Origin of the sequence: Paramixta manurensis (genome assembly GCF_013285385.1) — a bacterium.
Lineage (GTDB): Bacteria > Pseudomonadota > Gammaproteobacteria > Enterobacterales > Enterobacteriaceae > Paramixta > Paramixta manurensis.
Genome location: NZ_CP054212.1, coordinates 4,353,576 through 4,379,625, shown reverse-complemented (window position 1 = coordinate 4,379,625; position 26,050 = coordinate 4,353,576). Strand labels below are relative to the sequence as shown.

Sequence of the window (26,050 nt, the reverse complement as noted above, 5' to 3'; positions counted from 1 at the left end):
AATGACTATACCCGTATATATTATATCACTCGCTCGCGATAAAAAAAGAAGAAATAAAATTGAAAAAGACCTTCGTGAGATGGACATTGATTTCGTTTTTTTTGATGCAATCGATGCAAAAAATGATGACAATAAAGAAATTATATCGTCTTTTAAATCAAAAGGCGACGGCCCTGTCATGACAAATAGTGAAATAGCATGTACGATAAGCCATCAAAAAATTTATCATGACATCCTGGAAAAGAAACATAAATGGAGTATTATTCTGGAGGATGATGTTAAGGTTGATGAAAGATTAAAACACTTATTAAATCATTTAAATTATGGGCAATATAAAAAGCTTGATTGCAAGAACTTATATTTATTAGGCGGGCAAAAAGGGCTTCATGAATATCCTGTTTTAAGTGTAAGTTTTTTTAATTTTGCTTCCATAGGAAGGATTCGCCTACGAAGGGTGACCTATAATAAAAAAAAGGTTCGAAGAGCTTGTTGTTATCTTATTAGTTATCAAATGTGTCAAGAGTTCGTTGCCTTATTAGATAGTTTTGGAACTTATCGTGCAGACAACTGGAACTTGATGTATAAGAAAGGGATTATTACAGATTTTTATTTGTCTGAAATAATTTCTCACCCAATAGTAACTCCGCTAAACAGTAACCTCGAGTCAGAGAGACTAATGCTGTCTGGTTACAAGACCAAAAGAAGTAAGTTCCGAATGGGCTTAAAGAAAATTAGATCATGGATTAGAGTTTTGTTTTTTTCTTTGCAACGATAACAGTCTTAATTGGGGATAACTTTGCAACACCTTTCATTTTCTCTGTATTATGTCAAAAATACGCTTAAAATATTATCCATCCGCATGCTATCGATAACTCAGATATGAAACTAACATTGAAAAATTGTCCAGTTGTATTTTTTATGAGTAGCGCAATATTATTTTTATATTACATTGGTTTTGTTTTTATTCCCATAGACCCTAATGTAAGCAATAAGATTATTAATGTTTCTGGTTTCGCTTCTATATTTATTTTTTTTATTAAGCCCAAAGAATATCTCAATAGTGATGGAAAAATAATATTTTATGCCCTGTTGGTACTAGGGATTTTAGACTTAAGTTGGTATGCGTTCTATAAGTCACCAGAAGTTGTGTATAAAAATGCTTATCGAGGCTATCTTGAAATGGGCAAGATGGCTGTCTTCAGCGCTTTTTCCTTTTTAATTTTAGTTAATTCCAGAAAAAAGATTAAAATATCCTGTCATTTGTTTTTTGTTTTCATCGGACAGCTGCTCATTTGGGCTCGTGCATTCTATCAATTTATCTATTTGGGCGTTCCAAGAATTCCTTTGTCTGCAATGAGTGGAACTGCTGGCCAGCGTGGGGCAGCAACAATAGCTGCTTACATGATTACGTTCTCAGCTATTTACGCTTCATTCGTTATTTTAAAATCAAACCTAAAATATAAATGGCCGATTTTTTTCGCTAACTTTATTCTGAGCTTCTCAGCCATTGTTATGACTGGCACGCGTTCTGCAATCTTTACATATCCATTAGTAACCGTGTTGACTCTTCTTATTAATTATAGAAAGGAAAAAAAATTACTTCTTAATCTTTTATTATTATTAGGGATAGGGTTTGTATTGTGTGGTTTTATTTTTAAGAATACAATAACTTCTCGTGTTGATTATTTAAATAAAGACTTGGATTTATATTACAGCAATAATAGTAATTCATCCGTTGGTGCCAGAATTGCTATGTTCGATGTAGGCTCGGCTACTGCAGACAAGAATTTCTCATGGCAATCGCTCGAGGAACGGGGGACGAAAATCAAGAAACTGGTAACGGCAGATAAGCAATATCGTGGAGCAATACCCTATCTTGGCGTTCATATGCACAATGAAACGATTGAGGCACTATCGACTAAAGGAATCTCGGGAGTTATTGTCCTTGTATTGTTCTATTTTTCATTGTTCTACTATGCAATTAAGTCAAAAAAAGCGTTATTAGTTATTTTCCCCATAGCCATGATGCTTTTTGGTATAAGCGATGTCATCATGCATGCCAAGCCGATTCCTGCTTCATGGATAATAACCTTATTCTTATCTAGCCTATTGCTGTCAAATAATAAGGAAAGTGATACTTCGGCTGAGGAGATATCCCGATAAAGGTTTATCTCCTTTAGTTAAGAAAAAAATCCTTTTCAATAAATAATTGGAGCCAGAGCGAGGAATACTTTTTCTGGCTCCAAATCATTGAGACTTTTGGTCTCTGAACAGCACGCAGTTTGGTTTTTCCCATAACCACCAATTAAACCTGGATCGGTTGGGCCATACAGGGTGATATTGGGACGATCTAACGCGGCGGCCAGATGGCTCAGGCCGGTATCTACCGAAACTACAGCACGGGCCCCTACCAATTGTGTGGCAACCTCTTCCAGCGTCAGCTTGGGAAGCACCTCAACGTAATCCACTCCCTCCGCTAAACGCAGCGCACGCTGGCGTTCTGCTTCCGATCCCCACGGTAGCTTTATCCCTAATCCTGAGTCACGCAATTGTATAATTAGATCGCGCCAATGGCTTTCCGGCCAGTGTTTATCCGCACGCGTGGTGGAATGCAAGAAAACCAAATATTGATTCGCATCGGCGGGAGGATGGGCAAGAAAGTGGTTGGCTATGGCATAGTCACCCGTTGTGGCAGGTTTTTCATAGCCCAGACTTTTAGCAAACAGTTCACGCGTTCTTTCTACGGCATGCTGCTTTTTATCAATTTCATGGCGCTTATCAAACCACCAACTGGCGAACGGCTCACGTGCGCTACGACTATCCTGCCCGTGTTTGACCCCTTTAGCCAAGCGGGTAACCAGCGCGGCACTTTTAATTAATCCCTGTGCATCAATGACAATATCGTATTGGCAGGATTGCAATTCTCGTTTGAACTTGACGCGCTCTTCACGCTGTTGGCTGCCAAACCAGTGTTTACGCCAGCGCCGAATGGCAACCGGCAGGACACGATCAACCGCGGGATGCCAGCCCGGAATTTGCGCAAAGCCTTCTTCAACTACCCAATCAAAACGAATGCCGGGGATGGCCTCCATAGCATCGGTCAAGGCCGGCAGAGTATGCAACACGTCGCCCATTGATGAGGTTTTTACAATCAGTACCCGCATTGACTCTCCTGATTATCGGCCAGCAACTGGGTGAGTTCTTCCATTACGCGCGCGGGTTGAATGTCGATCAAACTTTGATGGTATCCCTGCTCCGCGTCCCCTTTGCGGACTTTGTGGTAGCCGGAAATTAGGCGAATGACGCGCGCCTGTTTCGATAACGGCGGAGTAAAGTCGGGACTGCTAGGGCCATATAACGCTACGAGCGGGCGATTGAGCGCGGCGGCAATGTGCATTAGCCCTGAATCATTGGTTACCACTGCCTGGCAATGCGCTAACAAAATCACGGCCTGTTCTAACTGGGTTTTTCCCGCCAGGTTACAACCATGTTCGCGCGTTTCTGCCGTTAAGGATTGCAGAATCTGCTCACCGGATTCGTGATCTTTCGCTGAACCAAACAGCACGACTTGGTAGCCTTGATTAATCAGTTGTTGAGCCAGTTCGGCGTAGTGATAATGCGGCCAGCGTTTTGCCGGGCCAAACTCGGCGCCGGGGCAAAAACCAATCACCGGACGTTCGGCGGACAGACCAAATTCGGCCGCGGTTTCAATTTGTTCTTGCTGACTAACCACCAATTGCGGCCACAGTAACGGACGAGGAAGTTCAGCCGCTGAAGTAACACGCCCTTTTTCATAGGCCAGCGCGACATAACGCTCAACCATCAGTGGGAAGGCAGGTTTATCCAGAACGCGAAGATCGTTTAACAGGCCATAACGCATTTCGCCTCGCCAACCAACACGTTGCTTAATACCGGCGAAAAACGGTACCAGCGCCGACTTAAACGAATTCGGTAACACATAGGCGCGGTCATAGCCGCTATTACGTAAGGTCTTACCTAATTGACGCCGTTGAGCAATTTCCAGCGCGCCATGGCCTAACGGCATCGCCAGCGCCTGATTGACTTCCGGCATCCGCGATAATAGCGGACGGCACCACGCGGGTGCCATCACATCAATGACGGCGTCAGGATACTCGGCCTTCAGCGTGCGATAGAGACTTTGCGACATCATCATATCGCCGACCCATGAAGGGCCGATCACCAAAATTTTCATTGCCGCAATCGCCTTATGCGTCCCGGTTTAGCCAGGTCATATACTCAGCTACGCCTTCGGCAACAGTTTTAAACGGTTTGTCGTAACCCGCCGCGCGTAAATTAGTGAGATCGGCTTTGGTATACGCCTGATAACGGCCTTTTAATTTCTCCGGGAAAGGGATGTACTCAATCTGACCGTTTTGGTGGTATTCCAGTGCGGCATCCGCCACTTCCTGGAACGATTCGGCGCGCCCGGTCCCACAGTTGAAGATGCCAGAAACACCCTTCTTCCAGAACCAGAGATTGACCGACGCAACGTCGCTCACGTGAATGAAGTCCCGTTTAAAGTTTTCGCTACCTTCGAACAGTTTGGGGTTTTCGCCGTTGTGCAACTGGGTATTGAGATGGAAAGCGACGCTGGCCATGCTGCCTTTGTGACCTTCTCGCGGTCCGTAAACGTTGAAATAGCGGAAGCCGCAAATTTGTGAATCCGCATCGGGCAAAATCTGGCGAACATAATGATCGAACAACATTTTCGAGTAACCGTAGACGTTCAGCGGCTGCTCATATTGGCGTTCTTCAATAAAGTTATCATTGCGCCCGCCGTAGGTGGCAGCCGAAGAGGCGTACAGGAAAGGGATCTCACGCTCCAGACAATAATGCAGTAACTCTTTTGAGTACTGATAGTTATTGTCCATCATATATTTACCATCCCATTCGGTGGTGGCGGAACAAGCACCTTCGTGGAACACCGCTTCAATGGGCCCGAAATCATCACCGGCAACGATGCTGGCAATAAAATCTTCTTTATCCATATAGTCGGTAATATCCAGGTCAACCAAGTTGACGAATTTAGTGCCGTCTTTCAGGTTATCAACCACCAAAATGTCGTTAAAACCTTCATCGTTCAACGCTTTAACGATGTTGCTGCCGATCATTCCGGCGCCGCCAGTTACGATAATCATGCGCTCAACCTTTAATCAATGAGAGCGAAACGGTAGGTTTCGCACGCTAATGACTCTTATCATAACATTTCATCGTCAGGCAGACAGCCAGATGAGTCCGTAACGGAGTGTAACTTTTCATTGTCGGCGTGATATATGCTGCAAAATTGATAATAGATGCCGCGCATTCTCGTTTAACTCCGCATCATTCAGTAAGATATAGCGAAAATTAGCCGCTAATGGAGAATAAAGATGCCTGCGGATTTCTATCGTCAAATTAATCACCAACTTGCCGAGACCCGGCAGGAGGGGTTGTTTAAACAAGAGCGTATTATTACCTCTGCTCAACAGGCCGATATCGACGTGGGCGAAGGGCAACATGTGGTGAATTTTTGCGCCAATAACTACCTGGGTCTGGCTAATCATCCGGCGCTAATTTTGGCGGCGAAAGAAGGAATGGATAGCCACGGTTTTGGAATGGCGTCGGTACGTTTTATTTGCGGTACCCAGGACATTCATAAACAACTTGAAGCGCGGCTTGCTGAATTTCTTGGTATGGAAGATGCCATTCTCTATTCCTCCTGCTTTGATGCAAATGGCGGCCTGTTCGAAACCCTGCTGGGTGCGGAAGATGCCATTATTTCTGACGCCTTAAATCACGCTTCAATTATTGATGGTGTGCGCCTGTGTAAGGCGAAGCGCTATCGCTACGCCAATAATGATATGTCGGAGCTGAAAGCGTGCCTGGAGGAGGCGAAAGCCGCAGGAGCGCGCCATATTATGATTGCGACCGACGGCGTGTTTTCAATGGATGGCGTCATTGCCAACCTGAAGGGCATCTGTGATTTGGCCGATGAGTATGATGCGCTGGTGATGGTTGACGACTCTCATGCGGTGGGGTTTGTGGGCAATAACGGCCGCGGCACGCATGAATATTGCGAAGTGATGGGGCGGGTGGACATTATCACCGGTACGTTAGGTAAGGCGTTAGGCGGCGCTTCAGGCGGTTATACCGCCGCGAAAAAAGAGGTAGTCGAATGGTTACGTCAGCGCTCACGTCCTTATCTCTTTTCTAACTCGCTGGCGCCCGCCATCGTTGCGGCCTCTATCCGCGTATTAGATATGCTGAGCGAGGGTGACGGTTTACGCCAGCGTTTGTGGGATAACGCCAAATTTTTCCGTGAGGAGATGACCAAAGCCGGCTTTACATTAGCGGGCGCCGATCACGCCATTATTCCTGTGATGTTGGGAGAGGCCACGTTGGCGCAGGAATTTGCCCGGCAGTTACAGCAAGAAGGCATCTATGTGACGGGGTTCTTTTATCCGGTGGTGCCAAAAGGGCAGGCGCGCATTCGCACGCAAATGTCCGCCGGGCATAGCCATGAGCAGATCGTTCGTGCGGTGGAGGCTTTCACCCGTATCGGTAAACAACTGGGCGCAATCGCCTGAGAGGAATTACGATGAAAGCATTGGCAAAGTTAAAAGCCGAAGAAGGGATCTGGATGGTCACCGATGCGCCGGTTCCCGAGCCCGGACACAATGACCTGCTGATTAAGATTCGTAAGACTGCAATTTGTGGCACCGATGTGCATATCTATAACTGGGATCAGTGGTCGCAAAAGACCATTCCGGTGCCAATGATTGTCGGGCACGAATATGTGGGTGAAGTGGTTGCGCTTGGGCAAGAAGTTAAAGGTTTCAAGGTCGGTGACCGGGTGTCAGGCGAAGGGCATATTACCTGCGGGCATTGTCGTAATTGTCGCGCAGGGCGTACTCATTTATGCCGTAACACCGTTGGTGTTGGCGTTAACCGCCAGGGGTGCTTTGCTGAGTATCTGGTGATTCCGGCATTTAACGCGTTTAAAATTCCCGACAATATTTCCGATGAGTTGGCCGCGATTTTTGATCCCTTCGGTAATGCGGTCCACACCGCGCTTTCGTTTGATTTGGTCGGTGAAGATGTGCTGGTTTCCGGCGCGGGTCCCATTGGCATTATGGCGGCGGCGGTGTGTAAACATGTCGGCGCTCGCAATGTCGTTATTACCGATGTGAATGATTACCGTCTCGACCTGGCGCGTAACATGGGCGTTACACGGGCGGTAAATGTGAACAACGAGAGCCTGGATGAGGTGATGAAAGAGCTGGGTATGACCGAAGGGTTCGATGTCGGCCTGGAAATGTCCGGCGCGCCACCGGCATTCCGTACCTTACTGCATGTGATGAATCATGGCGGTCGTATTGCAATGCTCGGCATTCCGCCTTCGGATATGTCGATCGACTGGAATCAGGTAATATTTAAGGGGCTATTTATTAAAGGGATTTATGGCCGCGAAATGTTCGAAACCTGGTATAAAATGGCGGCATTAATTCAGTCGGGTTTGGATTTGACGCCGATTATTACACATCGCTATACCATTGATGAGTTCCAGCAAGGGTTCGATGAAATGCGGTCCGGGCATTCCGGTAAAGTGGTATTGAGTTGGGATTAAGCAATCGGCCGGGTTAATTACCCGGCCGATGTTTATTGATCTTTAGGCCGTTATATCAAACGCGCTAAAACAAGCTGCTGACAACTTGCGCGATATGGCTGTGCATAATGCTGTCGCCAATCACACCAAGCGCCTGGGTTGCCGGCACCGGTTTTAGCGGATGCTTGCGTTGGCAGGTTGCGATCCCGCGGAACGGGTTATGCGGCTGCTGCGGTGTGGAATTGGACGGCGGTAGATGGCCATTGTGTACCGGCTCATTCAGAAGCTGGCTGGGGCGAACTAAGGTGATGTCCGCGGGCAACGTTGGCAGCATCTGTTGCAGCACGCGCACGGTAGTGGGGTGTGGGTGACCAATGGCAATCGCGGAGCCATCACGCTGCGCCAGCCGAACTGCGCGGGTGAACTGTTGACGTATCTCCGCTTCGTTTTGGCTGTCATCGAGGAAAACCCGGCGTTTAATCACTTTGACGCTGGTTCCCTCGGCTGCGCGCGTTGACTGGCTGTTGCCAATGGTCATGCTGTCGAGAAAATAGAAGTTGTAGTGATCGAGCACCTGCATGACTTTTTGCATACCGGGCAGGCTAGAGGTCATTTTGCTGCCCATATGGTTATTAAGCCCGACGGCGTAAGGTACGTCACTGACGGCATCATGGATGATGCGTGTAATTTCCGCGCTGCTCATTTCGGGTTGCAACGTATCTTTTTCCAGTGGCTGCTTGCTTAACGGCGCCATGGGTAAGTGGATCAACACTTCGTGCCCACGCTGATGAGCTTTGGTCGCCATTTCACGCGCATGTGGGGCGTTGGGCAACACAGCAACCGAAATGGTGGCCGGCATTTGCAGTACTTGGTTTTCCTGCTGCGGGCGGTAACCAAAATCATCAATAACAATCGCGAGTTTACCGGCATGTGCCGAGCAGGCAAGCAGAAGGCCGCTCAGCAAGCCGGTGATTTTTCTAAATGGAAACAAGGCTTATCTTCCTAACCACGGTAGTGGATTCACGGCCTGTCCCTGACGTCGGATTTCAAAATAGAGTGAAGGCGTGCCCCGGCCGCCGCTGTTACCTACCAGCGCGATTGGCTGTCCTGCCTTAACCTGGGTTCCCACGCTCACTAACGCACTTTGGTTGTAACCATATAAACTCATGTCGCCTTTACCGTGCTCAACCACCACCACCAAGCCGTAGCCTTGCAGCCAGTCGGCCATCAAAACACGACCATCGGCGATAGCCTTCACTTCCGCCCCTTCTGGCGCGTCAATCACCAACCCTTTCCAGCGTAGTTCGCCCTGCATTGATTCGCCGAACCGATGCTCAATCGTGCCACGCACTGGCCAGAGCGCCTGGCCGTTTGGACGCCCTAATCCGCCGGTACGCGACATTAAAGAGCGTTCACTTTCGGTTGGTTTGTAGGTAGAACCTTTGGCTTTCGCCTGCGCCTGACGTTGGCGAACTTGTTCGGCTTCGCGTGCTTCACGTTCGGCTCGCGCTTTCGCTTCGCGCTCAGCCTTCGCGATCTTATCCTGCAAGCGGCTTTCGTTTTCACGCATTTCCACCAGATCGGCCTGATCTTTTTGCAGAGAGGATTCCAGCGTAGTTAGCGTCTGTTTGCGCGCGCTTCGTGCCTGTTCAAGCTTGGTTTGTTGCGTTTGCTGCTCCGCCAATAGCGATTTCTGTTGCGTTTGCTTTTGCTCCAGCGCGGCTTTTTGCGTGCCGAGTTCGGTACGCGTTTGCTGAAGCTCGCCAATGGTTTTTTGACGCGCTTCATTAAGATAGCCGAAATAGGCAAGGATACGTTCGCTGCGTTGGCTCTCTTCGCCGCTTAGCACTAATTGCAAACCGCTGTGTTTGCCTTGACGGAAAGCGGCATCCAACTGGCGAGATAATAAATCTTCCTGTTGAGCCTGCTGTTTTTGCAACTTAGCAATAGAACGCGTTAAGCCATCGATTTCTTTATCAATCGCGCTGAGCGACAGGCGGGTTTGGCGTAACTTGCGGCTAGCCTCAGCGATAGTCTTTTCCTGACTTTGCAATTGATCGAGCAACTTGCTGCGCTGGACTTTTTGTTGTTTAACGCTCTTTTCTTTGGCGGCGATATCCTGCTGGATGGATTTTAGCTGGGATTTACTATCGTCCGCGGCGGCGGTGTAAAAAGGCAATAGCAAAACGCCAGCGCACACCGCGCTGGCAGTTAGGGTGGACAATCTTGAGCGTAACGGCCTGCGAATGGCAATTCCGTTACCCTGGGTCCGTTGATCTGAAACTGTCGCTCTTCCCCTCATAGGGGGAAGATTATTCCACGATGAACAGCGGCTTACCAGTCATCTCTTGCGGGATTTCCATTTCCATCAATGACAGGATGGTGGGCGCAATATCGGAAAGCTTGCCGGTTGCGACCGATTTCACCGGTTTGTCACCGACATAAATAAGCGGTACCGGCAAGTTGGTATGCGCCGTATGCGCCTGTCCGGTCGTTTCATCGCGCATTTTTTCCGCATTACCGTGGTCGGCGGTGATCAGCAACTGTCCTCCTGCCTGTTCAACGGCATCAATGACCTGTGCCAGGCAGTGATCAAGTGCTTCAATCGCGTGGATTGCCGCATCATAAACGCCGGTATGACCCACCATATCGCCATTGGGATAGTTGCAAATAATCGCATCGTACTGGCCACTCGTGATGGCGCTAAGTAGTTTATCGGTTAATTCCGCAGAGCTCATTTCCGGCTGTAGATCGTAGGTCGCTACCTTGGGAGAGTTGATCAGAACGCGTTCTTCACCGTTAAAAGGTTGCTCAATGCCGCCGTTGAAAAAGAAGGTTACATGGGCGTATTTCTCTGTTTCTGAGATACGAAGCTGCGTTTTATGCTTTTTCATTAGCCATTCGCCCAGGGTGTTGGTCAGAGACATCGGCGGAAAGGCGCAGGCGGTGTCAATATCGGCGGCGTATTCGGTCAACATAACAAAAGCGACATTCGGGCAGCTATTACGTGCGAAGTCGTTGAAATCTTTATTCACAAACGCGCGGGTGATCTGGCGCGCGCGATCGGCGCGGAAGTTCATAAAAATTAACGCGTCACCCTCTTGCAGCGCGGCATCATTACCGCCAATAACGGTGGGCTTTACGAACTCATCATTTTCACCGCGTGCATAGGCTTCTTCCAACGCTTGTTGGGCGCAATCGGCCTGGAATTCACCTTTTGCCTGCGTAATCAAGTCATAGGCGAGCTGCACACGCTCCCAACGATTATCACGATCCATGGCGTAATAACGGCCAATAACCGAAGCAATACGCCCGGTGCCTAAATGCGCGAATAATGCCTCCATTTTTTGTAGTGAGGCTTCCGCGCTGCGTGGTGGCGTATCACGCCCATCAAGAAATGCATGCAGGTAGATACGTTGCGCGCCGCGTTTAGCCGCTAACTCAATCATTGCGGCAACGTGGTTTTCATGACTGTGCACGCCGCCAGGCGAAAGCAGACCCATAATATGCACCGCTTTTCCGGCCTGCACCGCGTTATCCACCGCCTGCGTCAGGGTGGCGTTATGAAAAAAATCACCATCGAGAATGGCTTTGTCGATCCGCGTCAGATCTTGATAGACAATACGGCCCGCACCAAGATTTACGTGCCCGACTTCCGAATTGCCCATCTGCCCGTCGGGTAAACCAACATTCAATCCGGATGCTTCAATCAGCATATGTGGACGCGTAGCCCATAACCGGTCCATAACCGGCGTTTTTGCATTCAGAATGGCGTTATCCTCGCGCGCTTCGCGATAGCCATAACCATCCAAAATAACCAGTACGGTGGGTTTTTTGTGCATTGACATTGCCTATTCCTCGAACCTGAAAGCAAAAAAATTGGCGCGAGTTTACTATGGCAGCGTGCAACAAATAGCCGCTTAAGATCAAAGCAAGGCGGCATTAATGCGCAGAAGCGCGCAACAGAACAATTTTTTTCGTAATCTGCCGCATAAAACGTAACTCTGGCGGCTTAGCGACTGTACATGCGAAGTGGCGCAGGTATACTCAGAAACCTTATTTTGGCTTATTAACCCTGTCGGGAGCTGTTACCCCTCATGCAAGACATTATGCAATTCGCAAGCAACCACACCCTTTTAAGTTTGGCATGGGTTGTTTTGCTGGTTTTGGTGATCGTGACCACTGTTAAAGGCATGTTCTCCAAAGTCAAAACCATCAGCCGTGGCGAAGCAACGCGCTTAATCAACAAAGAAGACGCGGTGGTGGTTGATGTTCGCTCACGCGATGACTATCGCAAAGGTCATATCTCCGGTGCGTTGAATATTGCGGCGGCAGACATTAAAAAAGGGAGCTTTGGTGAACTGGAAAAGTACAAAGCTCAGCCCATAATTGTGGTTTGCGCGACGGGGACTTCCGCTTCCGAATCGGCTGCTCAATTGAACGCGGCAGGCTTTAGCCAGGTGAGCGTTCTGAAAGAGGGTATTTCCGGCTGGAGCGGTGAGAATTTACCCCTCGTTCGCGGTAAATAAAACTTAACGAGGTACTTTGCATGGCTAATGTCGAGATCTACACCAAAGCAACCTGTCCTTTCTGCCATCGCGCGAAGGCGCTGCTCAGCCAAAAAGGCGTGGCGTACCAGGAAATTCCCATTGATGGCGATGCCGATAAGCGGGAAGAGATGATCAAACGCAGCGGTCGTACCACGGTGCCTCAAATTTTTATCGATGCGCAGCACATTGGCGGCTGTGACGATTTGTATGCGTTGGATGGCCGTGATGGGCTTGACCCGCTGCTGAAGTAATCACCACCCCCGCGCGATGATGGACTTTTAAACATAGGATTGAGTAAAAATGTCAGAACAAAACACCAGCGAAATGTCATTTCAGATTCAACGCATCTACACTAAAGATATTTCGTTTGAAGCGCCTAACGCCCCGCAGGTTTTCCAGAAAGAGTGGGAACCGGAGGTTAAATTAGATTTAGATACCGCATCCAGCCAATTAGCAGATGAGGTGTTTGAAGTCGTTTTACGCGTTACGGTGACGGCGACCGTTGGTGAAGATACCGCTTTCCTGTGTGAAGTGCAGCAAGCGGGTATTTTTAGCATTGCCGGTATCGAAGGAACACAGATGGCGCATTGCCTCGGCGCGTACTGCCCGAATATTCTGTTCCCGTATGCACGCGAATGCATCACCAGCCTGGTTTCTCGCGGTACTTTCCCGCAATTGAACCTTGCACCGGTTAACTTCGATGCGCTGTTTATGAATTATCTGCAGCAAAGTGAAAGTGAAGGTGCTGAACCTCGTCAGGATGCCTGATGGACACAGTGAACGCGTCAATGACCGTCATCGGTGCCGGCTCGTACGGCACCGCACTGGCAATCACATTAGCTCGTAACGGTCACTCTGTATCGTTATGGGGCCATAATCCGCAACATCAGGCGCAGCTTAAGGCCGATCGTTGTAACGCAACTTTCCTGCCGGACGTTCCGTTTCCTGATACGTTACAAGTCGAGAGTGATTTGCCGACCGCCCTTCGCGCCAGTCGGGATATTTTGGTGGTGGTGCCAAGTCATGTCTTTGGTGACGTTTTGCAGCAACTTCAGCCTTATCTACGTCACGACTCGCGCATTGTTTGGGCCACGAAAGGGCTGGAGCGTGAAACGGGGCGTCTGTTGCAGGATGTCGCGCGTGAAATCCTCGGTGAGACTATTCCTCTGGCGGTTATCTCTGGCCCAACGTTTGCCAAAGAACTGGCGGCTGGTTTACCGACCGCTATCGCGCTTGCCGCAACCGATCCCCAATTTGCCGATGATTTACAGCTGCTATTGCATTGCGGCAAAAGCTTCCGGGTCTATAACAATCCGGACTTTATTGGCGTGCAACTGGGCGGTGCGGTTAAAAACGTGATCGCTATCGGGGCGGGTATTTCCGATGGGATTGGTTTTGGCGCGAATGCTCGTACGGCACTAATCACGCGTGGCCTGGCGGAAATGAGCCGTTTAGGCGCGGCGCTGGGCGCCGATCCGACCACGTTTATGGGGATGGCAGGTTTAGGCGATTTAGTGTTGACCTGTACCGATAATCAATCACGTAACCGGCGTTTTGGCATGATGTTAGGGCAGGGCGTGGACGTTGAGAGGGCTCAGGTTAACATTGGTCAGGTGGTTGAAGGTTATCGTAATACTAAAGAAGTCAAAGCGTTAGCCGCTCGTTGTGGCGTTGAAATGCCAATAACCGAGCAAATTTATCAGGTATTGTATTGCGAAAAATCAGCGCGCGAGGCAGCATTAACGTTGCTGGGCCGTGCCCGCAAGGATGAAAATAGCACTCACTAAAGCAGGAAGCGCGGCGGCATCATCTGTAGCGTTCGGCGCAGCCAAACCGGACGCTGTTTTTTGACCGGGAGAAAGCAATGGCGTCTGAAGAGTTAGATCTGGTCTGGGATAACATCAAAGCAGAAGCGCGCGCGCTTGCGGATTGTGAACCAATGCTGGCCAGTTTCTACCATGCGACCCTGCTAAAACATGAAAATCTCGGCAGCGCGCTCAGTTACATGTTGGCGAATAAACTCGCTAATCCGATTATGCCCGCGATTACGATTCGTGAAATCATTGAAGAAGCCTATCGGGAAGATCCGTCAATGATTGATTCCGCGGCTTGCGATATTCAGGCGGTGCGCCAGCGCGATCCGGCGATTGATAAATACTCAACTCCATTGCTCTATCTGAAAGGCTTTCACGCTTTGCAGGCATATCGCATTGGCCATTGGCTTTGGAATGTTGGTCGGCGGGCGTTGGCGGTTTATCTTCAAAACGAAATCTCAGTTTCTTTTGCGGTGGATATCCATCCCGCTGCGCGTATTGGTTGCGGCATCATGCTCGATCATGCCACCGGTATTGTTATCGGTGAGACGGCCGTGGTTGAGAATGATGTCTCGATCCTGCAATCGGTGACGTTGGGCGGTACCGGAAAAACCAGCGGCGATCGCCATCCCAAAATTCGCGAAGGTGTAATGATTGGCGCTGGCGCAAAAATCCTCGGCAATATTGAAGTTGGGCGCGGCGCGAAAATCGGCGCGGGCTCCGTTGTGTTGCAACCGGTCCCGCCTCATACTACTGCGGCTGGCGTACCGGCGCGTATCGTTGGTAAACCGGGCAGTGATAAACCCTCCATGGATATGGATCAGCACTTTAACGGAATGGTGCCTGGTTTCGAGTTTGGCGACGGTATTTAGCCCACCCGCACACGTTATGATTTAATCAGTGCGCCAGCGTAATCTAACTGGCGCCAGGCCTCATACACCACTACCGATACGGCATTAGACAGGTTCATGCTGCGGCTATCGGGCATCATCGGAATGCGTATTTTTTGTTCTGCGGGCAGTGCATCCAACACGTTCGCGGGCAACCCACGGCTCTCCGGTCCAAAAATCAAATAATCGCCCGTCTGATAATGAACCGCGCTGTGCGCAGGAGTCCCTTTGGTGGTGAGCGCAAAAAGCCGCGTGGGCTTTTCCGACGCGATAAAAGCGTCATAGCTGGCATGGTGTTTAATGGCGGTAAATTCATGATAATCCAGCCCGGCGCGACGTAGTCGCTTATCGTCCCAGGCAAAGCCGAGCGGCTCAATTAAATGCAGCCGAAACCCGGTATTAGCACATAGACGGATGATATTGCCGGTGTTAGGCGGGATTTCTGGTTCAAATAAGACAATGTTTAACATAAGGCCCCCTGTGACGAGGGCCGAAGAATAGCAAAATATTAGCGCGCCGAGTATAACGGCAGCCAAATGGTTAAACGTAACCCGCCGAATGGGCTGTCATCCGCTTTTACCCAGCCACGATGTTGTTGAATAGCGGTTTCAACAATCGCCAGCCCCAACCCGGTTCCGCCTGATTCCCGATCGCGGGCTTCATCGGTGCGATAAAAGGGGCGGAAGATTTGCTCACGGTCTTCCGGGCTGACGCCAGGCCCATCATCATCGACATGGATGGTAATGCCCTGATTATCAACTGAGAAGCTAACCGCAATATGCGAGTTCGAATAGCGTAGCGCGTTGCGCACAATATTTTCTAAGGCGCTTTCCAACGCGTGTGGGTTGCCGTATAGCGGCCACGGACCGGGAGGATAGGGAACTTCCAGCGTTTTACCTACCTGTTCGGCTTCGAATTGCGCATCTTCCAGCACGCCACTCCACAACTGGTTCGCTTTCATCGCTTCGCTGACTAACGCATTCTTGTGCTGGGTACGCGATAACACCAATAGATCATTGATCATCCCATCCAGACGTTGCGCTTCCATTTCAATGCGTTCCAGCTCTTTCCCCTCGCCATGACGGCGACGCATCAGCGCGGTAGCGAGTTGAAGGCGCGTCAGCGGCGTACGTAATTCGTGTGAAATATCCGACAACAGCCGTTGCTGCGCGGTCATCATACGTTCCAACGCGCTCACCATCTGGTTAAAGCTCGAACCGGCAGCAAGAAACTCCTGCGGCCCGGCTTCCAGTTCCGGATGCTGGCGTAAGTTACCGCTAGCAACCTCATCGGCAGCGTGCTTTAGTTTACGCGCTGGTTTTGCCAGGCTCCACGCAAGCCATAACAGTAACGGCGAACTGATCAGCATGGTGACAATGAGCAGCAGCAGCGGACGGTCAAACAAAAGATTAATAAAATCGAGTTGTGAACTACTGGCCGGGCGAATCATGTACAACTGGTAGTTATCTTCGCCGTCACGAACGGCGAACGGCCCAACTAACTCCACGCGGCCATATTTTTTCTTTTGCGGATGGTCGGCATTATCCGACTGACCGATAAAGTTACGAATAATCTGCATTTCGCTGTGCTGAGCGCCGATTACGCGCCCTTCACTGGTAACCAGCAGTAGACGCTGCCCCGGCGGCGCCCATTTATCGATCGCACGGAACAGCCGACGCCACCACATGAGATCGTTTGGCGGGTCTTGTAGCAGCTCAGCTTCAATGTGTTGTTCAATCATCGTACCTTGACGTTGCTCGCTTTCGAGCAACGAGGTCATTTGACGTGAATCCAGTTTGGGTACCATTAACACCAGCATCAACACCAGCGCCAGGGTTAACCAGAAAATAGCGAAGATGCGGGTGGTCAAACTACTTATCATGTTGCAGAAACCATCAGATAGCCGCGCCCGCGCAGGGTTTTAAACCAGGGATGCCCGTCACGACGTTCTGGCAGTTTACGGCGTAGGTTTGAAATATGCATATCGATAGCGCGATCAAACGGCGTTAAGCGTTTCCCAAGCACTTCCTGACTTAAATGCTCGCGTGAAACAACCTGGCCTAAATGTTGCGCCAGCAGATAGAGTAGCGTGAATTCCGTTCCGGTAAGATCAAGCGTTTCATTGTCAAAACTCGCTTCCTGCCGGCCAGGATTCAGACGTAAACAGTCAACCTCCAGCGTAGGGGAACTGTTATCGTGCTGCTGCTGTTGTTCACTCCAATTGGAACGGCGCAAGATGGCGCGAATGCGCGCCACTAATTCGCGATCGTTAAAGGGTTTTGGCAAATAGTCGTCTGCGCCAAGCTCAAGGCCGAGTACGCGGTCAAGCTCGCTGCCGCGCGCGGTCAGCATAATTACCGGTGTTTGATGCTGTTGGCGTAGCTCTTTTAGCGTGTCGATACCGTTTTTCTTTGGCATCATCACATCCAGCAATAACAGGTCGATTGAGCTGTCTAATATGCTTAACGCCTGCTCGCCATCACTGGCTACCACGACGTCAAACCCTTCCATTTCAAGCAGTTCTTTCAGGAGCGAAGTTAATTCGCGATCATCATCAACCAATAGGATTTTATTCATGTTGTCATGCCCTCCGCAGGCAAAATAGCGTGATCCTGCACTTTCAATCTATCGCTTTACGTAGTTTTACACCCCCTGACGCATGTTTGCAGCATTCGCCGTACACTGAACCTCGTTGAATCGAAACACGAAACGAATCCGGGAGTAAACGATGCGCAAAGTAACCGCCGTCGTCATTGCTTCAGCGATGGGCATCAGTTTCTCCACCGCGTGGGCAGCGGACGCAACGACGATTGACGAGATGCATCAAAGTGGCGGATTGACGACAGGCAGTATGACGCAAAACCCGCAAAGTCACATGTTTGATGGCATCAATCTGACGGAGCGTCAACGTCAGCAAATGCGGGACTTGATGCAACAGGCGCGCCACGAACGCTCTCCGGTTAGCCTGAATGATTTAGAAACGATGCATGACTTAATCGTTGCAGACAAATTTGATGAAGCGGCCGTAAGGGCTCAGGCGGAAAAAGTTGCACAGGCGCAGGTTGCGCGGCAGGTCGAAATGGCCCGGGTACGCAACCAGATGTATCACCTGTTAACGCCAGACCAACAGGCCGTTTTGCAGCAGAAACATCAGCAACGCATGAACGCAATGCGTGAGCTAACGGATATGCAGCAGGTTTCATCGCTGCAGGCAGTGAGTAGTAACGGTAGTACCCAGTAGCATAGTATCCCTGTTTTCCTTGCCATAGACACCATCCCTGTCTTCCCCCTCATGATGAGGGGGTTTTTTTATCAATAACTTAGAATAAACCCTTAAAAATCAGCCTATCATAAAACCGCTATAAGCAGTTGTAAGGTGCCTGGAGCGTCTGGTGTAGACATTCCGTAGACACTTCTATAATTCAAACTTCAGTTAGCAACCCATCCAATTTAATAGTGAAAAAATCAAAAATTGACCTACTTCGTATACTTTAATTAATACTGTAAAAATTAACAGGCGTTAGTTGACAAATTCAAAAAATTGCACCAATATCCAGGTTGACAAATTTAACTTTTTGCACGGAGAGACTTAGTTGATGGCTGACCACAAATTGCCCTGGAATTTCTACCCACAATTGAATGAAGAGCGTTTATCTACTATTGCCGAAGAGTTGCTTACTGTTTTGGATCAGACATATGAGCAGCTTTCTACCCCGTATGATGACAATTATACCAGGGGTACTTGTACTTTCGGGCGACAAAGACAAATGCTCTTAGCACTCTGTATGAGCGGTAAACATAAGTGGTTGAACCTTAAGCATGCTGGCATGGATATCACTTTTGAAATTGATGCCATACCAGTACGTTTCTTTGCCGATGATCCTGAGAGTCCTAAAAAACCAGGTTTCTACCGTAGAAATGAGGTTGATCAGCTCTTCGAGCCTGAATTAGAAATACCAACATTGCATCGTTTTGTGGTAGAAAAGCCTGAATTTGAAGGTGAGGGTGCGCGCGTTCATTTCATCGGTTATAACATGCTTGATGAGATTGTATCCAAGTGGACATACGGTGATGAACGTTTGGCAATACTGCATTCTACCGATGATACTCCACCAGAAGCAGTTAAAATTGAGTTGGATGATATCCGTCCTTCTGTTCCTGAAAAGAAGGAAAAGAACGGCGACAATGAATAGTAGGTGAAAAGTGTTTAACGGTTCTAATTTGCGGTTAGCTCGTCTGTTTCACGAGTTATCACTGGAGCAAGTCGCTGAGCGGGTCGAAAAGACCCGCCAGTATATTCAGCGGCTGGAATCCGGCTCTGCAGTTCCTACTCCTGAGCTTGCGAATAAATTAGCGGCTATCTTGTTTGTCATGCCTGAATTCTTTGAAGTTAAAGACCAATCACCTGTAAACGAAGAGATTGTTCATTTTCGCAAACGTAGCTCAACGCGAATGGCAACAAAATGGGCCACTTTGGCTAAAGCAGAGCTGTATCGTCGCTTGATTGAAGTATTTGATGAATATTTGGATCTACCCCCAGTACGATTCCCAGAGTTGAGGGCGTATACACAAGATGAAATTGAGAAAGCAGCAGAGAAGTGCCGTACTGATTGGGGATTAGGCTTTGGGCCTATTGATAATATGACCCGACTGGCCGAAAAATTAGGCGCATTCGTTACTTCCTTTGATTCTGTTTCTGACGATGTAGATGCACTATCTGTGCCTCTAAGCCGCCCCTTTATTGTAAGGAATACAGCTAAGAAATCTCCCTGCCGTCAGCGCTTTGACATTGCTCATGAAATTGCACATCTAATTCTTCATGAAGGTGTTTCGACAGGAGATAGAGTAACAGAATCTCAGGCAAATCGTTTCGCATCGGCTTTGTTGCTGCCACGCTCAGCGATGGCAAAATACTTTCCTCGTCCTATAGGGGGACGTATTGATTGGCAAGGACTTAGTCAGTTTAAATTGACGTGGAAAGTTAGTAAGGCTGCGATTATCTATCGTGCTCACCAGCTGTCCCTTCTAACGGATGCTCAATATAAAACGGCATTTTTTGGTCTGAAACGAAAGGGAGAAGCTATTGATGAGAAAGAGGACTGTCTAATCCAACAAGAAACTCCAGAGCTTTTTCATAAAGCAATGAAATATCTAATAAATGATATGTCTATAGATGTGGGTTCGCTTGCTCGTCGCTTATGTATCACCCCAATAATGCTTGAAGAGTTATCGAATGGAGCACTTGTGGCAACTCTTGAACATGAAAATGTTTCTGCGAATGTGGTGTCCATGTCAGCGTATCGCTTCAGACAGGCATAATTGGCAGCAATAAGAAATCCCGCTGTGGCGGGATTTCTTACATCGAAGTGTAGTCAAAATGTAGACGAAAATTAGAATAAATCCTTTTATTACAGTTTGTTACATGCGGAATATCTTCACCATCCCTGTCTTCCCCGCCATGACGGCGGGGTTTTTTTTGCCAAAAATTCATTATACTTACGCTTCAATGTTCCTCGGGGTATGGCATGAATCCTTCTTATGGACGCTTGGTTAATTCGGCCGCGCTGGCTGCGACTATCTTGGCGACACTGCTACTTATTATAAAAATTTTCGCGTGGTGGTACACCGGCTCGGTCAGTATCCTCGCGGCGTTAGTTGACTCGTTGGTCGATATTGCCGCTTCTTTGACTAATCTGCTGGTGGTACGTTATTCACTGCAGCCTGCGGATGCCGAACATGCATTTGGACATGGAAAGGCCGAATCGCTGGCGGCGCTGGCGCAAAGTATGTTTATTTCCGGCTCCGCGCTATTCCTGTTTTTAACCGGTATTCAGCATCTGGCTACGCCTAATACGCTAAACGCGCCGCTGGTGGGGATTATCGTCACGGTTATCGCATTGTTCTCAACCATGATCCTGGTAACATTCCAGCGCTGGGTGGTGCGGCGTACCCGCAGTCAGGCGGTGCGTGCCGATATGCTGCATTATCAATCCGATGTACTGATGAACGGCGCAATCCTTATCGCGTTGGCGCTGAGTTGGTATGGTTTTCATTGGGCGGATGCGGTATTCGCGTTGGGAATCGGTGTATGGATCCTCTACAGTGCATTGCGCATGGGATATGAAGCGGTGCAGTCATTACTGGATCGCGCGTTACCGGATGAAGAGCGGCTAGCGATTGTGGAAATTATCAGTGGCTGGCCCGGCATACGTGGTGCCCATGATTTGCGCACTCGTCAGTCTGGCCCGACGCGTTTTATTCAACTTCATCTTGAGTTGGACGATCATTTACCGCTAGTGCAGGCGCATCTGGTTGCTGACCAGATTGAGCAGGCGCTATTGCGAAAATTCCCGGGTTCCGATGTGATTATCCATCAAGACCCTTGCTCTGTGGTGCCAGGCGGTCAGCAAGGTTTTTTGCACCTTTAGTCAGTAAAATGACCAGGATAACGAGCGTAAATATCGTATCGTGGTACCGTATAAAATATTTACTGGAAAGTTGCCTGACCTGAATCAATTCAGCCACCAGTGTTTGATATACTATTTGCCATTATGAGCCGGTAAGATTAGATGTTTATCTCTCAGTTACTTTCCGGCGTAACGAGTTAATCATTTAGCATTTGAGTCCAGAGGTTGTCATGATCAAAAAAATCGGTGTACTGACAAGTGGCGGCGACGCCCCAGGGATGAACGCAGCGATCCGTGGTGTAGTCCGCGCGGCACTCAGTGAAGGTTTAGAAGTTTTTGGTATCTATGATGGCTATCTGGGGTTGTATGAAGATCGTATGGTTAACCTGGATCGGTACAGCGTATCTGACATGATAAACCGCGGTGGCACCTTTCTGGGCTCTGCGCGTTTTCCAGAATTCCGCGATGAGGAAGTGCGTGCCGTTGCAATCGAAAATATGAAAAAACGCGGTATTGACGCACTGGTAGTGATTGGCGGTGACGGTTCCTATATGGGCGCGAAGCGCCTGACTGAAATGGGGTTCCCTTGTATCGGTCTGCCGGGCACCATTGATAACGATGTGGCGGGAACCGATTACACCATTGGTTACTTCACCGCGCTGGAAACCGTCGTTGAAGCGATTGATCGCCTGCGTGATACGTCGTCTTCACACCAACGTATCTCAATTGTGGAAGTGATGGGGCGCTACTGCGGCGATCTCACGCTGGCCGCCGCGATTGCCGGTGGTTGTGAATTTATCGTGTTACCTGAAATCCCCTACACCCGCGAAGAGTTGGTGGAAGAGATTAAAGCCGGTATCGCGAAAGGGAAAAAACATGCCATTGTGGCGATTACTGAGCACATTTGCGATATCGACGAGCTGGCAAAATATATTGAAACGGAAACCAAACGCGAAACCCGCGCCACGGTGTTAGGCCACATTCAGCGTGGCGGCGCGCCGGTTGCTTATGACCGTATTTTGGCCTCGCGTATGGGCGCTTACTCCATTGAACTGCTGCTACAGGGTTATGGCGGTCGTTGTGTCGGTATTCAGAATGAAAAAATGGTTCACCACGACATTATCGATGCCATTGAGAACATGAAGCGTCCCTTTAAGGGTGACTGGCTGGAAACGGCGAAAAAACTCTACTAAACCATCCGTATGTGGTTTATCCAAACAGGCGTCGCTTATGTCGGCGCTTTTTTTATGCAAAGTTTTATTCCTTCAGGTTATAAAGGCTGCTTTTTAATTCTTTAAATCATGCAAACATTTATGTCACGCTGCTTCCGGGATAACTTGGGGGAAAGTGTGATGAAGAAGTGGAGTGTAGGATTGACCCTGTTGCTGGTTACAACCAGTGTACTGGCAAAGGATATTCAACTGCTTAATGTCTCTTACGATCCAACGCGTGAGCTCTATGAGCAATACAATAAAGCCTTTAGCGCGCACTATAAGCAAGAAACCGGCGATAATGTCGTGGTGCGGCAATCCCATGGCGGATCGGGTAAACAGGCGACATCGGTGATTAACGGTATCCGTGCCGATGTGGTAACGCTGGCGTTAGAGTCGGACGTTGATGCGATTGCCGATCGCGGGCGTATTGATAAAAACTGGATTAAGCGTCTGCCGGATAACTCCGCGCCTTATACTTCAACCATTGTTTTCCTGGTGCGTAAAGGCAATCCGAAACAGATTCACAACTGGCCTGATTTAATTAAACCGGGTGTCTCGGTTATTACGCCGAACCCGAAAACATCCGGCGGCGCGCGTTGGAACTACCTTGCGGCTTGGGGCTGGGCGTTAGATCAGAACCATGGCGATCAGGCTAAAGCGCAAGAGTATGTTAAGGCCCTGTTTAAAAACGTTGAGGTGCAGGATTCCGGCGCACGTGGCGCAACCAACACTTTCGTTGAGCGTGGTATCGGCGATGTGCTGATCGCGTGGGAAAACGAAGCGTACCTTGCAGTGAATAAACTGGGTAAAGATCAGTTTGAAATTATCACCCCGAGCGAATCAATCCTGGCGGAACCGACGGTGTCGGTGGTCGACAAAGTGGTGGATGAGCGCGGAACGCGTAAAGTGGCGGAAGATTACCTGAAATATCTCTATTCGCCAGAAGGCCAGACCATTGCCGCAGAAAACTACTACCGTCCACGTGACGCTGCGGTCGCGAAGAAATTTGCTAATACCTTTGCGCCGGTCAACTTGTTTACCATTGATAACAAATTTGGCGGCTGGACGCAGGCGCAGAAGACGCACTTCTCTGATGGCGGCACTTACGACCAGATAATGAAACGTTAAGCGCTTTCTCTTCGGGCCGGCTTTTGCCGGCCTTTTTATTTCCCGTAATTCCGGCGATTAGATCGTGACTTTCTTTTGGCGTTCGGCGAGGATTTGAGCGAACGATAAATCAGAGGGCCATACTGATGCGGGAACGACCGCGGGTTTTAAAATTGATTGTAGTACTGATAGCCATTCTGGTTATCGGGTTGGCGACCGCCGCTTATCGCGTACATAAAAATGCCGATGCATTGTGGCAAATCATTAGTCAGAAATGTGTGCCAGGCCAGCGGCAAGGTAATCCGGCCCCGTGTCAGCGCGTTGATATGGCACAGGGATATGTGATCCTGAAAGATTTGGTTGGGCCGTTACAATATTTGTTAATGCCAATTGATAAAATTACCGGTATGGAAAGCCCGCGCATTCTTGATCCGCAGACGCCGAATTTTTTTGCCGAAGCCTGGCAACAGCGCTCGCTGCTGGCACAGCGGCACGGCACGGCGATTGCTGATAGCGCATTGTCGCTGGCGATTAATTCCAAATATGGACGGACGCAAAATCAGCTACACATCCATATTTCCTGTTTGCGCCGGGATATTCGTCAGCGACTCGATACGTTAACGCCGGCACTCAATACGCGTTGGCAGGCGGAAAAATTGGGAAGTCATACTTACCTGGTCCGAACCCTGAGCGCGGAAGAGTTAGCACAGCAAAGCAGTTTTATCCGCCTGGCGGACGAAGTGCCGCATGCACGCGGTGAAATGGGGAAATATGGTATGGCGCTTGCCCGTTTGCCGGACGGCCGGTTAGCGCTAATGGCGATCGAAAGCCATTGGTTAAAATTGAACCGTGGATCGGCGGAAGAGTTGCAAGACCACCAGTGCGCTATTTTGAACTGATAGATAACAGGTCGGGGAAGCCCCGACCTGAATAACTTAGGCTTTCTTCGCTGCCGCGGCGGCTTTAACAATCACCGCAAACGCATCGGCTTTTAACGAAGCGCCGCCAACCAGCGCACCGTCGATATCAGGCTGAGCAAACAGCTCGGCGGCATTTTTATCATTCACGGAACCACCGTATTGAATGATCACTTGCTCAGCGACTGCCGCATCTTTCTTCGCGATATGCGAACGGATAAATTTATGCACGGCCTGCGCCTGCGCAGGAGTGGCAGATTTACCGGTACCGATAGCCCACACCGGCTCATAAGCAATCACTACGCCGTTAAAAGCATCCGCGCCCTGTGATTCCAACACCGCGTCAATTTGACGTGCGCAAACTTCTTCGGTTTTACCCGCTTCGTTTTCAGCGTCGGTTTCGCCGATGCACAGTACCGGAATCAACCCCGCCGCTTTTAAGACAGCGAATTTTTTAGCGATAAACTCATCGCTTTCATGGTGATAAGTACGACGCTCAGAATGACCGATAATGATGTATTTAGCACCGATATCTTTCAACATCTCGGCGGACACTTCACCGGTAAAGGCACCAGAAAGGTTGACATCAACGTTTTGCGCACCCAAGGCGATGTGGCTGCCGGAAATCGCATGTTTTGCCTGATCCAAGTACATTACAGGCGGCGCAATGGCGACGCCGCAACCATCAACGGCGCTCAGCTCTTTGCGCAGGCCATCGATCAACTCGTTGACCATATGTTTGCTGCCATTCAGTTTCCAGTTACCCATAACTAATGGATGTCGCATCGTATCCTCCACGCGTAACGCGATACTTTTAAAGTGCACTGCCAGCAGGCAGCGATGTCTGCCAGACAGTATAGAGATCAAAACCGTTAAAGGCTTTGCTTTTCGTCATCTTTGCCGGTGTCGCTATGGCGTCGCCAACGACAGTTTTAATGGCTCAACGGCGAACGTGAGCCCCTTTTCGCCATTATCGGCGACCACAAAACGTAGCGCCCCTTCATTCTGCGCAAAATAGAGCGAGCCTTTCCCTTTATTGAGTAAATCATTCAAGCGCTTGTTGCTTTCGGCAACCGAGAGGGTTGGCTCAAAGAAGCGTAACAGCGCGGTCATATAGGCTAACGCTTTCTCGTGCGCAGCCTGTTCTTCCGGACCCGGGATCGGCAGCCAGGTTATTTGCAGCGTTTTGATTTTACCGGTGCCATGCTCGAGCGCAGTTGAGGCATAGAGATTTTCATTGATTTTGCTCGCGGCGCGCGTCAGATTACTTTTATCGTCACGACTATCAATCGCCCGATATTCGCTGAGCGGTAAGTCGGGGTTTGCCAGATTGTATTTTTCACGAAACTGGGCAATGGTCAGATCGAATGTGGGGGCGCCCGAGAGGAGATAAGGCGCCGCTGGCATATGCTCAGTACGTTGTTGCGGATCGGGGTCGGCCCATGCCGTTCCGAACAGTGAAGCGAACAGGATTATTCCCGACGCGAGTACGGCGCCTGGTGCTTTCTTCATGTTTCCGCCCTAACCAATAAACTCAGTTGACGA

27 protein-coding genes are annotated in these 26,050 nt (G+C 49.3%); 16 read left to right on the top strand and 11 right to left on the bottom strand.

Annotation, left to right across the window (positions count from 1 at the left end; genetic code table 11):
- Window position 1 precedes the first annotated feature (1 nt).
- Together PMPD1_RS21040 and PMPD1_RS21035 are read left to right on the top strand one after the other, a co-directional pair.
- On the top strand, window positions 2-775 hold the full coding sequence (locus PMPD1_RS21040) for a glycosyltransferase family 25 protein (RefSeq protein WP_173635876.1): 774 nt from the start codon (window positions 2-4) through the stop codon (window positions 773-775).
- 104 nt (window positions 776-879) lie between these two features.
- Window positions 880-2,163: an O-antigen ligase family protein gene (locus PMPD1_RS21035; RefSeq protein WP_173635875.1), complete on the top strand. Its 1,284-nt coding sequence runs from the start codon at window positions 880-882 to the stop codon at window positions 2,161-2,163.
- A 35-nt stretch (window positions 2,164-2,198) separates the two neighbouring features.
- On the opposite strand, the gene rfaC is transcribed toward PMPD1_RS21035, so the two are convergent.
- From rfaC to rfaD, 3 genes are read right to left on the bottom strand one after another with little or no spacing between them, the layout of a single operon-like run.
- Entirely contained in the window at window positions 2,199-3,164 is a 966-nt protein-coding gene (gene rfaC, locus PMPD1_RS21030) for a lipopolysaccharide heptosyltransferase RfaC (protein WP_173635874.1), read from the bottom strand.
- Complete coding sequence (rfaF, locus tag PMPD1_RS21025; RefSeq protein WP_173635873.1) at window positions 3,152-4,213, bottom strand: ADP-heptose--LPS heptosyltransferase RfaF; 1,062 nt, start codon at window positions 4,211-4,213, stop codon at window positions 3,152-3,154. The genes rfaC and rfaF overlap by 13 nt, the downstream gene beginning before the upstream one ends.
- A 13-nt stretch (window positions 4,214-4,226) precedes the next feature.
- A complete protein-coding gene (gene rfaD / locus PMPD1_RS21020; protein ID WP_173635872.1) occupies window positions 4,227-5,159 on the bottom strand; it encodes an ADP-glyceromanno-heptose 6-epimerase in 933 nt (310 codons plus the stop codon).
- A 231-nt stretch (window positions 5,160-5,390) separates the two neighbouring features.
- Between rfaD and PMPD1_RS21015 the strand changes: the two genes are divergently transcribed.
- Window positions 5,391-6,587, top strand: a complete 1,197-nt coding sequence (locus PMPD1_RS21015) for a glycine C-acetyltransferase (protein ID WP_173635871.1) — start codon at window positions 5,391-5,393, stop codon at window positions 6,585-6,587.
- A gap of 11 nt (window positions 6,588-6,598) precedes the next feature.
- Entirely contained in the window at window positions 6,599-7,627 is a 1,029-nt protein-coding gene (gene tdh / locus PMPD1_RS21010) for an L-threonine 3-dehydrogenase (protein WP_173635870.1), read from the top strand.
- Window positions 7,628-7,691: 64 nt separating this feature from the next.
- Here the strand turns inward: tdh and PMPD1_RS21005 are convergent, their stop codons facing one another.
- From PMPD1_RS21005 to gpmM, 3 genes are read right to left on the bottom strand one after another with little or no spacing between them, the layout of a single operon-like run.
- Window positions 7,692-8,597, bottom strand: coding sequence for a divergent polysaccharide deacetylase family protein (locus PMPD1_RS21005; protein ID WP_173635869.1), 906 nt, complete (start codon window positions 8,595-8,597; stop codon window positions 7,692-7,694).
- A 3-nt stretch (window positions 8,598-8,600) separates the two neighbouring features.
- A complete protein-coding gene (envC, locus tag PMPD1_RS21000; RefSeq protein ID WP_173635868.1) occupies window positions 8,601-9,908 on the bottom strand; it encodes a murein hydrolase activator EnvC in 1,308 nt (435 codons plus the stop codon).
- 10 nt (window positions 9,909-9,918) lie between these two features.
- Window positions 9,919-11,454 (bottom strand): 2,3-bisphosphoglycerate-independent phosphoglycerate mutase, encoded by a 1,536-nt coding sequence (gene gpmM / locus PMPD1_RS20995; protein WP_173635867.1) that lies wholly within the window; start codon window positions 11,452-11,454, stop codon window positions 9,919-9,921.
- A 249-nt stretch (window positions 11,455-11,703) separates the two neighbouring features.
- Between gpmM and PMPD1_RS20990 the strand changes: the two genes are divergently transcribed.
- The 5 genes from PMPD1_RS20990 (at window position 11,704) to cysE (ending at window position 14,842) form a co-directional block, all read left to right on the top strand.
- A complete protein-coding gene (locus PMPD1_RS20990) occupies window positions 11,704-12,135 on the top strand; it encodes a rhodanese-like domain-containing protein (RefSeq protein WP_173635866.1) in 432 nt (143 codons plus the stop codon).
- 20 nt (window positions 12,136-12,155) lie between these two features.
- Window positions 12,156-12,407, top strand: a complete 252-nt coding sequence (gene grxC / locus PMPD1_RS20985; protein WP_173635865.1) for a glutaredoxin 3 — start codon at window positions 12,156-12,158, stop codon at window positions 12,405-12,407.
- A 49-nt stretch (window positions 12,408-12,456) separates the two neighbouring features.
- Window positions 12,457-12,924, top strand: a complete 468-nt coding sequence (secB, locus tag PMPD1_RS20980) for a protein-export chaperone SecB (protein ID WP_173635864.1) — start codon at window positions 12,457-12,459, stop codon at window positions 12,922-12,924.
- Complete coding sequence (gpsA, locus tag PMPD1_RS20975) at window positions 12,924-13,943, top strand: NAD(P)H-dependent glycerol-3-phosphate dehydrogenase (protein WP_173635863.1); 1,020 nt, start codon at window positions 12,924-12,926, stop codon at window positions 13,941-13,943. Before secB ends, gpsA begins: the two co-directional genes overlap by 1 nt.
- A gap of 77 nt (window positions 13,944-14,020) precedes the next feature.
- A complete protein-coding gene (gene cysE, locus PMPD1_RS20970) occupies window positions 14,021-14,842 on the top strand; it encodes a serine O-acetyltransferase (RefSeq protein ID WP_173635862.1) in 822 nt (273 codons plus the stop codon).
- Window positions 14,843-14,856: 14 nt separating this feature from the next.
- On the opposite strand, the gene trmL is transcribed toward cysE, so the two are convergent.
- Genes trmL through cpxR form a run of 3 tightly spaced genes read right to left on the bottom strand, consistent with a single transcriptional unit; the run spans window position 14,857 to window position 17,437 of the window.
- Window positions 14,857-15,330: a tRNA (uridine(34)/cytosine(34)/5-carboxymethylaminomethyluridine(34)-2'-O)-methyltransferase TrmL gene (trmL, locus tag PMPD1_RS20965; RefSeq protein WP_173635861.1), complete on the bottom strand. Its 474-nt coding sequence runs from the start codon at window positions 15,328-15,330 to the stop codon at window positions 14,857-14,859.
- Window positions 15,331-15,368: 38 nt separating this feature from the next.
- Complete coding sequence (gene cpxA / locus PMPD1_RS20960; protein ID WP_173635860.1) at window positions 15,369-16,742, bottom strand: envelope stress sensor histidine kinase CpxA; 1,374 nt, start codon at window positions 16,740-16,742, stop codon at window positions 15,369-15,371.
- The gene (gene cpxR / locus PMPD1_RS20955; protein WP_173635859.1) at window positions 16,739-17,437 is read right to left on the bottom strand and encodes an envelope stress response regulator transcription factor CpxR; all 699 of its coding nucleotides are present in this window, start codon (window positions 17,435-17,437) and stop codon (window positions 16,739-16,741) included. The genes cpxA and cpxR overlap by 4 nt, the downstream gene beginning before the upstream one ends.
- Before the next feature lie 151 nt (window positions 17,438-17,588).
- On the opposite strand from cpxR, the gene cpxP reads away from it, so the two are divergent.
- The 7 genes from cpxP (at window position 17,589) to PMPD1_RS20920 (ending at window position 24,487) form a co-directional block, all read left to right on the top strand.
- Window positions 17,589-18,101, top strand: a complete 513-nt coding sequence (gene cpxP, locus PMPD1_RS20950) for a cell-envelope stress modulator CpxP (RefSeq protein WP_173635858.1) — start codon at window positions 17,589-17,591, stop codon at window positions 18,099-18,101.
- Between the two features lie 355 nt (window positions 18,102-18,456).
- Window positions 18,457-19,053, top strand: coding sequence for a hypothetical protein (locus PMPD1_RS20945; RefSeq protein ID WP_173635857.1), 597 nt, complete (start codon window positions 18,457-18,459; stop codon window positions 19,051-19,053).
- 10 nt (window positions 19,054-19,063) lie between these two features.
- Window positions 19,064-20,179 carry an XRE family transcriptional regulator gene (locus PMPD1_RS20940; RefSeq protein ID WP_173635856.1) on the top strand — a complete coding sequence of 372 codons (1,116 nt, stop codon included), beginning with the start codon at window positions 19,064-19,066 and terminating at the stop codon, window positions 20,177-20,179.
- 206 nt (window positions 20,180-20,385) lie between these two features.
- Window positions 20,386-21,288: a CDF family cation-efflux transporter FieF gene (gene fieF / locus PMPD1_RS20935; protein ID WP_173635855.1), complete on the top strand. Its 903-nt coding sequence runs from the start codon at window positions 20,386-20,388 to the stop codon at window positions 21,286-21,288.
- A gap of 209 nt (window positions 21,289-21,497) precedes the next feature.
- Window positions 21,498-22,460, top strand: coding sequence for a 6-phosphofructokinase (gene pfkA, locus PMPD1_RS20930; RefSeq protein ID WP_173635854.1), 963 nt, complete (start codon window positions 21,498-21,500; stop codon window positions 22,458-22,460).
- 159 nt (window positions 22,461-22,619) lie between these two features.
- On the top strand, window positions 22,620-23,609 hold the full coding sequence (locus PMPD1_RS20925; protein ID WP_173635853.1) for a sulfate ABC transporter substrate-binding protein: 990 nt from the start codon (window positions 22,620-22,622) through the stop codon (window positions 23,607-23,609).
- Window positions 23,610-23,734: 125 nt separating this feature from the next.
- Window positions 23,735-24,487: a CDP-diacylglycerol diphosphatase gene (locus tag PMPD1_RS20920; RefSeq protein WP_173635852.1), complete on the top strand. Its 753-nt coding sequence runs from the start codon at window positions 23,735-23,737 to the stop codon at window positions 24,485-24,487.
- 36 nt (window positions 24,488-24,523) lie between these two features.
- On the opposite strand, the gene tpiA is transcribed toward PMPD1_RS20920, so the two are convergent.
- Together tpiA and PMPD1_RS20910 are read right to left on the bottom strand one after the other, a co-directional pair.
- The gene (gene tpiA, locus PMPD1_RS20915; protein ID WP_173635851.1) at window positions 24,524-25,291 is read right to left on the bottom strand and encodes a triose-phosphate isomerase; all 768 of its coding nucleotides are present in this window, start codon (window positions 25,289-25,291) and stop codon (window positions 24,524-24,526) included.
- 123 nt (window positions 25,292-25,414) lie between these two features.
- Entirely contained in the window at window positions 25,415-26,017 is a 603-nt protein-coding gene (locus PMPD1_RS20910) for a DUF1454 family protein (RefSeq protein WP_173635850.1), read from the bottom strand.
- Between the last annotated feature and the right edge of the window lie 33 nt (window positions 26,018-26,050).

Coding starts and splice junctions, on each gene's coding strand:
- grxC (WP_173635865.1), top strand. CDS start 12,156: ATGGCTAATGTCGAGATCTACACCAAAGCAACCTGTCCTTTCTGCCAT.
- rfaF (WP_173635873.1), bottom strand. CDS start 4,213: ATGAAAATTTTGGTGATCGGCCCTTCATGGGTCGGCGATATGATGATG.
- gpmM (WP_173635867.1), bottom strand. CDS start 11,454: ATGTCAATGCACAAAAAACCCACCGTACTGGTTATTTTGGATGGTTAT.
- PMPD1_RS20920 (WP_173635852.1), top strand. CDS start 23,735: ATGCGGGAACGACCGCGGGTTTTAAAATTGATTGTAGTACTGATAGCC.
- pfkA (WP_173635854.1), top strand. CDS start 21,498: ATGATCAAAAAAATCGGTGTACTGACAAGTGGCGGCGACGCCCCAGGG.
- fieF (WP_173635855.1), top strand. CDS start 20,386: ATGAATCCTTCTTATGGACGCTTGGTTAATTCGGCCGCGCTGGCTGCG.
- cpxA (WP_173635860.1), bottom strand. CDS start 16,742: ATGATAAGTAGTTTGACCACCCGCATCTTCGCTATTTTCTGGTTAACC.
- PMPD1_RS20990 (WP_173635866.1), top strand. CDS start 11,704: ATGCAAGACATTATGCAATTCGCAAGCAACCACACCCTTTTAAGTTTG.
- PMPD1_RS20945 (WP_173635857.1), top strand. CDS start 18,457: ATGGCTGACCACAAATTGCCCTGGAATTTCTACCCACAATTGAATGAA.
- cpxP (WP_173635858.1), top strand. CDS start 17,589: ATGCGCAAAGTAACCGCCGTCGTCATTGCTTCAGCGATGGGCATCAGT.
- PMPD1_RS21015 (WP_173635871.1), top strand. CDS start 5,391: ATGCCTGCGGATTTCTATCGTCAAATTAATCACCAACTTGCCGAGACC.
- PMPD1_RS21040 (WP_173635876.1), top strand. CDS start 2: ATGACTATACCCGTATATATTATATCACTCGCTCGCGATAAAAAAAGA.
- rfaD (WP_173635872.1), bottom strand. CDS start 5,159: ATGATTATCGTAACTGGCGGCGCCGGAATGATCGGCAGCAACATCGTT.
- PMPD1_RS20925 (WP_173635853.1), top strand. CDS start 22,620: ATGAAGAAGTGGAGTGTAGGATTGACCCTGTTGCTGGTTACAACCAGT.
- envC (WP_173635868.1), bottom strand. CDS start 9,908: ATGAGGGGAAGAGCGACAGTTTCAGATCAACGGACCCAGGGTAACGGA.
- PMPD1_RS20910 (WP_173635850.1), bottom strand. CDS start 26,017: ATGAAGAAAGCACCAGGCGCCGTACTCGCGTCGGGAATAATCCTGTTC.
- PMPD1_RS21035 (WP_173635875.1), top strand. CDS start 880: ATGAAACTAACATTGAAAAATTGTCCAGTTGTATTTTTTATGAGTAGC.
- cysE (WP_173635862.1), top strand. CDS start 14,021: ATGGCGTCTGAAGAGTTAGATCTGGTCTGGGATAACATCAAAGCAGAA.
- gpsA (WP_173635863.1), top strand. CDS start 12,924: ATGGACACAGTGAACGCGTCAATGACCGTCATCGGTGCCGGCTCGTAC.
- trmL (WP_173635861.1), bottom strand. CDS start 15,330: ATGTTAAACATTGTCTTATTTGAACCAGAAATCCCGCCTAACACCGGC.
- tdh (WP_173635870.1), top strand. CDS start 6,599: ATGAAAGCATTGGCAAAGTTAAAAGCCGAAGAAGGGATCTGGATGGTC.
- rfaC (WP_173635874.1), bottom strand. CDS start 3,164: ATGCGGGTACTGATTGTAAAAACCTCATCAATGGGCGACGTGTTGCAT.
- tpiA (WP_173635851.1), bottom strand. CDS start 25,291: ATGCGACATCCATTAGTTATGGGTAACTGGAAACTGAATGGCAGCAAA.
- secB (WP_173635864.1), top strand. CDS start 12,457: ATGTCAGAACAAAACACCAGCGAAATGTCATTTCAGATTCAACGCATC.
- cpxR (WP_173635859.1), bottom strand. CDS start 17,437: ATGAATAAAATCCTATTGGTTGATGATGATCGCGAATTAACTTCGCTC.